An 8,285-nucleotide genomic window follows, 5' to 3' on the forward strand; every position below is an offset into this window, starting at 1 on the left:
TCTTTGTGCTATAGTAAGACGTTCATTTTAAGTACTGACCAAAAGTAATAGGGTATTTTTACCCAAAAAAAGGCCAAGAGAAATCTTGGCCTTTTTTACTTCAATACTCCATGAAATCACTCGTAAACATGTTAATATGAGTCTCCTTATTTATACTTTCCCTTGTGTCATGGCAGTTATAAAATGATCCAGATATGGGTTTCTTACCCCTTTTCTGCACATTAAAATGCCTAAACTCATCGATCCTATGACTAAACCTATACTTAGAGCTTACATCGCAAAGTAAAACATGCCCATTTGCAGACGACGTACCTTGCTTTGAATGATATTCGTGACCAAAAACGAAATTATTCAAGTTTACATCTACAAATATTCTACCGGGATTTACATCTGGCACTTTTTTATAGCAATCGTTTTTTATTTTCTTTATATCAGCAGCAAGATTACCTATATCAATCTCATGAACCCTCTTTAGAGAATCAAAGAATCCCCTTAGCAACGGATTGATAAAATTACGATATGGCAGCCTCATCAAAATACCATTACTAATAAGAAACTCTCTTTTAATCTGCATGAATTTCTTCACTGACAAACTCATTAAAGATTCAATTTTTTGTTTTAGCTGCCCGTCAGCTAGATCTGCTGAACAACTACTAAGATCAAAAACCATGAAAAAAAGCCCAGCATGCTTACAAAGGTAAGGGTAGTAGTCTGAGTCACAGAACAGCACCACTCCGCTGTAAGCTGAGTAAAAATCACCCAACTCAGATAGTACACACCCCATTAGATCACTATGTTTCGTATTATTTTTTATTTTTACTTTCGAGATAACTCCTTTTTCTCCGTTTGAAATCAAAGATTCATTTATAGGCAATGATGGTTCACTACCGGCAAATGACAAAAGCCGGTCATCCTTTGAAATAAAAATAAAATTAATCATGAGCGATTACTTCATAAGTCTAACCAAAATATCCGTTGGGATGATCACTCGCTTCAAATCATCATCACTTAGATCGTTAAGGATTGAAAGAAAATCCAAAACCAGCCTTTCATTATTCTGACTTTTCTTACTTATCTTTGTAGAAAATAGTTTAGGCTCTTCCGGCTCGTACTCTTCCCCATTAGGAACTAAACCGATGTATTCTGGTTTGTTGGGGTCACTATAAATAAATGCGTCAAGATCATTTATGTTTTCAGAAATCCAACCACCTATGTTAACAAAACCTTCTTCTGACTTTATTTCTTTGAACTTATCGCCAATTGTACTAAACAGCAAAGGTTTGTGTTTTTTATTCCAATAATTTCTAACTTCTACACTTAACTTCTTCTTAATATCACTCATAAGTCATCCTTAAATAAAATTCATTTACCATAACATCTCTTGGCTGCACCTGCCGATCCGGGTTGGGTGCGTTTCCGGCGCGAAACGGGCATAAGTGGCGACAGACACACCGGAAAGACGCCGGAAACGCACGGGATAAATTTACCCGTTTTGCATAGCCATGCAACACAATGATTACACGCAGGTTTGGTGCTGATTGGGTGCTATAAGCCCGATTTTCACCAGTTATCACAGCGACGGGCCGTCATAAGTACGCTGGCGCTGCGATCGTTCCAGCTCCAGCGATTTCTGGTGCTGCACCGCGCGCACCTGCTCCCGGTGCGCCTCGATACCGTTCAGCCTTGCGACAACCGGCGCAGCTGCTCGCTCAAACTCTGCACCTGCCTGCTCAAGCCCGTGACGCGCTCGCTCAGCGCCGCGTTCTCCCGTTGCATAAGACCAGACATCGTCCGCCATTCCGCGAAGGCGTTCTCCCACTCGTCCAGCCTTTTCGAGTAGTCCTGCTGTAGCTGCTCTAATGCGCTCAGCAACTGTTTTTCCAGCTCCGTCATGTGCTATTTCCCCGCCAGTATCATCCAGCTCGAATCCTCTCCGAACCGTCCCGCTTCCGGGTTCACCCTCACGCAGCGGCGTCTCTGCTCGCCGCAGGTCGAGAGCTGCACGCCGCTGTTCCGCTCTGACAGCATGGCCTGCGTGCTCTTCTGCTCCCGGATGGTCGTGTAATTGTCGAGTATCTGCTGACTCTGCCACCACAGAATGGCCGCGCCCGAGGCGATCAGCAGCGCGGACACCAGGACGATGGTCAGCCACGTCTGGCTGACCATGCGCAGCATCCCTTTCGTGCGCTGGCTCATGGCTGAGGACAGCTTCCGGTCGTGGTCGAGGATGGCGGCGCTGATTCTCTTCTCGCTTTCGCTCAGTTCCGCTCTGACAGACTTCTCGTGCTCGCTGAATGCGGCTTTCAGCATCTCGCCGGTACTCTGCTGCTGCGCTTTCGATTTCTGCTCTAAGTCCTTCGCCAGCGTTAAAAGACTGTTCATAGATGGCTCCCTTCAGTCGGATGTTTCGCCCCCCGTCCGGGTCGGCAATGCTGATGCTGCTTTTCGTGGTGCGCACCACCTCAAAACCTGCGCTTTCCAGCGCCTCAGTGACGTCCTGACGGGTTTTCAGCTCCCCGGACGAGGCTAAGGCCAGTAAACCCCGCGTAATCGCCTGAGCGGCTTCCTGCTTCGTTTCCGGCAGCGCGGACGGCGTGACCAGGGCCCGCCGGTTTTCCGGCGCGTTCGGGTCATGCAGCCCCAGTCTGCCGTTCACTATGGTCTGCCAGGCATCGATGCGCGGACGGTCGGCGCGGTCGTAATACGGCTGGAGACGCCTGCCGGTCAGCAGCTCCGTGTTCGGGATCAGGGGTCGGTTCCGGCTGAGGGCGAAATGACACCCTAAGCTTTCGGTTCCTTGGGCCAAAGATATTCGCCAGTCAGTAGAATGTGCGCCCAGCCCAATGGGGATATGTGGGGAAGAAATTCAGGGGGAACATCCAACCCTTCGTTCCGCCGCTCCGTGACGGCATGACCAAGATGGACGGTATTCCAGTAAATGATCACCGCAGTCAATAAATTGAGCCCAGCGATTCGGTAGTGCTGCCCCTCTGTCGTGCGATCGCGAATTTCCCCCTGCCTCCCGATACGGAGCGCATTTTTGAGCGCATGGTGGGCCTCTCCCTTGTTAAGACCGATCTGAGCACGCCGCTGCATGTCCGTATCCAGGATCCACTCAATAATGAAAAGGGTCCGTTCAATACGACCAACTTCACGAAGCGCAACTGCAAGGTTGTTTTGTCGTGGGTAAGAAGCGAGCTTGCGCAGGAGTTGGCTGGGCCTGATTTTGCCAGCGGTCATCGTCGCGGCACAACGGAAAATATCAGGCCAGTTCGCAACGATAAGATCCTCCCGGGCTTTTCCACCTACCAACTTGCGTAACTCCCTGGGGGTCGTATCGGGATTAAATACGTACAACCGCTTCGATGGCAGATCCCTGATTCGCAGAACGAGATTGTAGCCGAGCAGGCTACTGGCTCCGAACAAATGGTCGGTGAATCCTGCTGTATCGGCATACTGTTCGCGAACATGGCGACCGACCTCGTTCATCAGTAGTCCATCGAGAATATACGGTGCCTCGCTCACGGTCGCCGGGATCGACTGACAAGCGAATGGCGCGAACTGGTCGCTTACGTGAGTATACGCTTTGAGGCCGGGAACAGAACCATATTTGGCATTGACCATGTTCATGGCTTCGCCATGCCGCGCTGTCGGGAAAAACTGACCATCGCTCGATGCTGACGTGCCCATCCCCCAGACGCGTGACATCGGCAGTTTACCCTGCGCGGCCACCACAATTGCCAATGCCTGGTTCATGGCTTCGCTTTCAACATGCCAGCGGGCAAGGCGTGAGAGCTGCCAGTAATCATGCGTGTTTGTAGCTTCCGCCATCTTACGCAGGCCCAGATTGAGCCCTTCAGCGAGCAGGACGTTGAGCAGACCGATCCGGTCGCGACATGGAGCCCCGGTTCTCAGATGGGTAAACGCATCTGTGAAACCAAGGGCTGCATCAACTTCAAGCAGCATGTCGGTAATCCGAACGGACGGCATTCGGCGATACAGATCCAGTATGAGTGCCTCGGCACCATCCGGCACGTCTGCTGTCAACCTGTCGATCCGCAACGTTCCATCTTCTATGCTACCGTGCGGAATAGTGCCGTTACGGGCAGCCCGGGCCAGCCGCTTAAGAGCGATCGTGAGTCGCGCCTTTCTGTCTGCCAGCCAATCCTGTGGGTTGGAAGGCACGGCCAGTTTTGCATTTTCCTGCGCCGCGATCATCGGCACCAGTACCTGCTTGAGGTCACCATAGCGGCGCGAATGAGCGAGCCAGACATCTCCGGAACGAAAAGCATCCCGGAGGTGAAAGAGTACCGCCACTTCCCAAAGACGGGTATCTCCTTTTTCCTGAGCTCGTAAATGACGGTTCCATTTGGAGCTGGGCCGCAGGAAACGCCTTTCTGGCGATGCAACACCTTTCATCTCTCCGATCGACAAAGCTGCTGCTACCAATGGTCCGGCGACCGGCGCGGCTTCGAGCTTCAGACAGCGCAACATGCGGGGCGCATAACGACGAAAGCGATGGTATCCCTGCCCGACATATGCAAGAGGCTCATCGGCTAGCGTGTTGCTGAGTTGAGTCCCTGTCGCTACCAGTTGAGCGAGCCGGTCCCATGCAACCGAACTGGCGACAGCCATCTCCAGCGGGGTTCCGTCACTGCGGGCCTCAAGCAACGAAGCTCCCAGCGCGGTGAAGGTACGGATCGTATCCGTGAGTGTGGCTTTAGAGCCGGAAATTGTTTCGTCATGCTGGCGCTTCGCTTCCCGCCAGGTTTTTCCTACGATCCTGTCATGGGTTTCGACTATGGCATCAGCAATCGCCGCTTCCCACTCCACAACACAGACGGCAAGGATCGCCCAGCGGCGGTCCGAAGTGATGTCACGCAAACCGTCGGTGAAGTAGCGTTCACCCTGCCGACGCAGCCGGGCAATGCGATGGGCAGGTATGCTGGCCAAAGCACTATGATTGATATTCAGGGTACGCAGAAATTCGAGCCTGTCGAGCAAACGGTTAGCAGCAGCCGAGTTGTTACCAACCTCGAAGTTGCGAAGCCAGATGAAACGACTGATATTGCCGGCGAGCATTTCACTCAGAAGTTTGTCCAGGTGATCGCGAACATCCGCTGTTAAATTTTCCGCAATCCGCGTTTCAATCCGCCGCTCAGCGGCGACCAGAGCATCCGCGCACAAGCGCTCGATTGTCGATACTGCGGGCAGAATGGTGGAAGTTTCCCGACACCGCACAATAAAACGATGAGCAAGATCCTCGTTTGATCTGGCATCTTCGGCCTGGCCGAAAGTCCACTCACGCAGATCACGGGCACCACGGCCCGTGAAGGTCTTGTAGCCGTAAATTTCGCGCAGCGTGTCCATGTGCTGCTGACGGGTTTGGCGCCGTGTGGCATAAGTGAGAAGCGCATCAGCCGGAACTCCAAGCTGAGCACCGACGAAGGAAAGGACTTCACGCGGGATCATCTCACCAGGAGCCAGTGCACGGCCCGGATATCGTAAGGCACAAAGTTGCAGGGCAAAGCCAATCCTGTTTTCCGGTCTGCGGCGCTGCCTAATGTTTTCCAGGTCATCATCGCCCAGCGTGTAGAACTTCAGTAGCGACAGTTCGTCCGTGGGCAGATCGAACAGCGCTGCTCGCTGCCGTTCGGTGAAAATATGGCGTCGTGACATACAAATTCGTCCCTTTTGAAGTATAGTCTGTTTTGGACAACAGCCAGCCCATATAAATCAGGGCGTTCCGATACAAAAATCCAGGAGGGTTCAATTGGGACATCGTGCCGCCATTTACTGCCGGGTTTCAACAGCGGATCAGTCTTGTGAACGCCAGGAATTTGATCTGCGAGCCTTCGCCGGCCGTGCCGGCTACGACGTGGTGGGAATATTTAAGGAAACAGGTTCAGGAACTAAACTCGACCGGGCCGAGCGAAAGAAAGTCCTGGCGCTTGCCCAGTCCAGACAAATTGATGCAATCCTGGTCACTGAGCTTTCCCGGTGGGGGCGCTCGACGCTCGATCTGCTCAATACGCTACGTGAACTGGAGAACTGGAAGGTTTCCGTGATAGCCATGAATGGAATGGCGTTCGATCTTTCGTCGCCGTATGGACGAATGCTGGCGACGTTTCTTTCCGGCATTGCGGAGTTTGAGCGGGATCTCATCAGCGAGCGGGTCAAGTCAGGCCTTGCTGTTGCGAAGGCACGTGGTAAGAGGCTTGGTCGTCAGGCCGGAGTGCGACCAAAATCAGACCGACTTTTGCCTAAGGTGGTTGCGATGAGGGCCGAGGGACGCAGCTATCGCTGGATCGCACGCGAGCTCGGTATCAGCAAGAATACCGTCGCTGACATCGTGCAACGACACAGAGCTAACGCTTAGGGTGTCATTTCGCCCTCAGCCGGAACCGACCCCGATCAGGAAGTTCAGCTCCAGCCGCCCCTTGTCCTGGTGCTCAACCCAAAGCACGCTGTACTGGTCTTTATCGAGTCCGGGCATCAGAACCCGCTCGAAGCTCGCCATCAGCTTTTCACGCTGGCCGGGCGGTAAGTCCTCTTCGGCAAAGGACAGGACGCCGGAGGTGTATTTTTTGGCGTAGGGCGAGGCGTCGATAAGCTCCCGCACCTCTTCCGGCTTCCCTTGCAGGACAGTGGCGCCTTCACGCTGCCGGTCTTTGCCCAGCAGATAATCCACCGGACCGGCGCCGCCGCCGCGCCCACGCGGGTGAAACTTAACGATCATCGCCTGCCTCCTTTTCCAGTACGGCATGCCGCAATCGCTCGAGTCCGGCATCGATGGCCATCAGCGCGGCGACCACCTGCACGCGGTCGTGCCCGCTGCCACCACCGCCGTTAACCTGCCGGGCAATCTGGTTAAGGTTGTTCCCCATGCCGGCAAGCTGACGAAGCAGCGCCGGCGAGAGCGACGGAAGTTTGCCGGCGCGGGCAGGCTTCTCGTCCAGACACGTCTGCCGCATCCAGGCTGCGAGCTGCTTACCGTCGCAGCGTTCCAGCAGACGCCGGTGCTCATCTTCCGTTACCCACATCGTGAGCATTTTGCTGCGTTTGTCTGCCAATCCGGCCTCCTGATAACGCCGGGACGGGCGGGAAATCTTTTCCCGGTCGGCGCGGTGTTGGACAAGCCGCAGGCGCGTCAGCGGCTTTTAGCGGGTTTCGGGGCGCAGCCCTGAACCAGTCACGTAGCGCTAGCGGAGTGTATACTGGCTTAATATGTTAGATCGGAGTGGTAACTCAGGAAAGTGCTTAATGTAGCAGGAGAAAAATGTGGCTATGGGGCGTAAGTGCAATATGCAGGTAAGGATGATATGACGCCTCCTCGCTCACTCGGTCGCTGCGCTCCTGCCGTGAGACTGCGGCGGGCGTTACCGGCTCACGAATGGCGGGATAAAGAGACTGAGTGGAAATCAGGAAGAGCGGGAAAAGGATGCGGCGTTGCCGTTTTTCCATAGGCTCCGCCCCCCTGACAAGCATCACGAAATCTGACGCTCAAATCAGTGGCGGCGAAACCCGACAGGACTATAAAGATCCCAGGCGTTTCCCCCTGGTAGCTCCCTCGTGCGCTCTCCTGTTCCTGCCTTTCGGTTTACCGGTGTCATTCCGCTGTTATGGCCGCGTTTTCTCATTCCACGCCTGACACTCAGTTCCGGGTAGGCAGTTCGCTCCAAGCTGGACTGTATGCACGAACCCCCCGTTCAGTCCGACCGCTGCGCCTTGTCCGGTAACTATCGTCTTGAGTCCAACCCGGAAAGACACGACTAATCGCCATTGGCAACGGCCACTGGTAAACAGGATGTGCGAGAGATGTATCGAGAGTTCTTGAAGTAGTGGCCTGTCTGAGGCTACACTGGAAGGACAGATTTGGTGACATGTCTCGCACAAGACTGTTACCACGGTTCGAAGAGTTGGTAGCTCTAAGAACCTTGAAAAACCACCGTTGGTAGCGGTGGTTTTTTCTTTTACAGAATCAGATACTACGTCTAACGCTAGATAGCGGTCAATACGCGCAGGATTGGTCGCAGCCTAAAAAGCATGGTATTATCACTTCACTAAAGATTTATGTTTGGCAAGTACAAGAACTCTCCGCCTTGTATTTTGAAGGTAGGATGTTCACGAGGTGACGGATTTTGTCTGGCAATTTAGTTAGCCGAAAGAAGCACCTGAAGACTGATGTGTAGTCAGCTCACAACATTCGTTAACACTTGTGTTGTGCTGAGGGCAAGCATCCATAAGTCGATGATAAGATCGAGCTGTAGCATTTTGAGAAAATA

The 8,285-nt window shown here is 53.2% G+C and carries 8 protein-coding genes and 1 pseudogene; 2 read left to right on the forward strand and 7 right to left on the reverse strand.

The window, feature by feature from the left end:
• Nucleotides 1–100: 100 nt before the first annotated feature.
• From H7R56_RS27365 to H7R56_RS27390, 5 genes are all read right to left on the reverse strand, one after another.
• A complete protein-coding gene (locus H7R56_RS27365) occupies nucleotides 101–940 on the reverse strand; it encodes a hypothetical protein (protein WP_182928886.1) in 840 nt (279 codons plus the stop codon).
• Between the two features lie 6 nt (nucleotides 941–946).
• Complete coding sequence (locus tag H7R56_RS27370) at nucleotides 947–1,342, reverse strand: hypothetical protein (protein WP_182928887.1); 396 nt, start codon at nucleotides 1,340–1,342, stop codon at nucleotides 947–949.
• Between the two features lie 335 nt (nucleotides 1,343–1,677).
• Complete coding sequence (locus H7R56_RS27375) at nucleotides 1,678–1,893, reverse strand: MbeD family mobilization/exclusion protein (protein WP_000137421.1); 216 nt, start codon at nucleotides 1,891–1,893, stop codon at nucleotides 1,678–1,680.
• A gap of 3 nt (nucleotides 1,894–1,896) precedes the next feature.
• On the reverse strand, nucleotides 1,897–2,382 hold the full coding sequence (locus tag H7R56_RS27380; protein WP_110606109.1) for an MbeB family mobilization protein: 486 nt from the start codon (nucleotides 2,380–2,382) through the stop codon (nucleotides 1,897–1,899).
• 399 nt (nucleotides 2,383–2,781) lie between these two features.
• Entirely contained in the window at nucleotides 2,782–5,679 is a 2,898-nt protein-coding gene (locus tag H7R56_RS27390; protein WP_001553819.1) for a Tn3-like element Tn5403 family transposase, read from the reverse strand.
• A gap of 94 nt (nucleotides 5,680–5,773) precedes the next feature.
• On the opposite strand from H7R56_RS27390, the gene H7R56_RS27395 reads away from it, so the two are divergent.
• Nucleotides 5,774–6,379: a recombinase family protein gene (locus H7R56_RS27395; protein ID WP_000509966.1), complete on the forward strand. Its 606-nt coding sequence runs from the start codon at nucleotides 5,774–5,776 to the stop codon at nucleotides 6,377–6,379.
• 33 nt (nucleotides 6,380–6,412) lie between these two features.
• On the opposite strand, the pseudogene H7R56_RS27400 reads toward H7R56_RS27395, so the two are convergent.
• Both H7R56_RS27400 and H7R56_RS27405 read right to left on the reverse strand, forming a co-directional pair.
• A pseudogene (locus tag H7R56_RS27400) lies at nucleotides 6,413–6,739 on the reverse strand (nuclease); the annotation flags it as partial.
• Nucleotides 6,729–7,052: a MobC family plasmid mobilization relaxosome protein gene (locus H7R56_RS27405; protein ID WP_181421366.1), complete on the reverse strand. Its 324-nt coding sequence runs from the start codon at nucleotides 7,050–7,052 to the stop codon at nucleotides 6,729–6,731. The gene H7R56_RS27405 and the pseudogene H7R56_RS27400, both read right to left, overlap by 11 nt.
• 640 nt (nucleotides 7,053–7,692) lie before the next feature.
• Between H7R56_RS27405 and H7R56_RS27970 the strand changes: the two genes are divergently transcribed.
• The gene (locus H7R56_RS27970) at nucleotides 7,693–7,776 is read left to right on the forward strand and encodes a hypothetical protein (protein WP_058655973.1); all 84 of its coding nucleotides are present in this window, start codon (nucleotides 7,693–7,695) and stop codon (nucleotides 7,774–7,776) included.
• Nucleotides 7,777–8,285: the final 509 nt, after the last annotated feature.

It is taken from the genome of Klebsiella sp. WP3-W18-ESBL-02 (genome assembly GCF_014168815.1).
Taxonomy (GTDB): Bacteria; Pseudomonadota; Gammaproteobacteria; order Enterobacterales; family Enterobacteriaceae; genus Kluyvera; species Kluyvera ascorbata_B.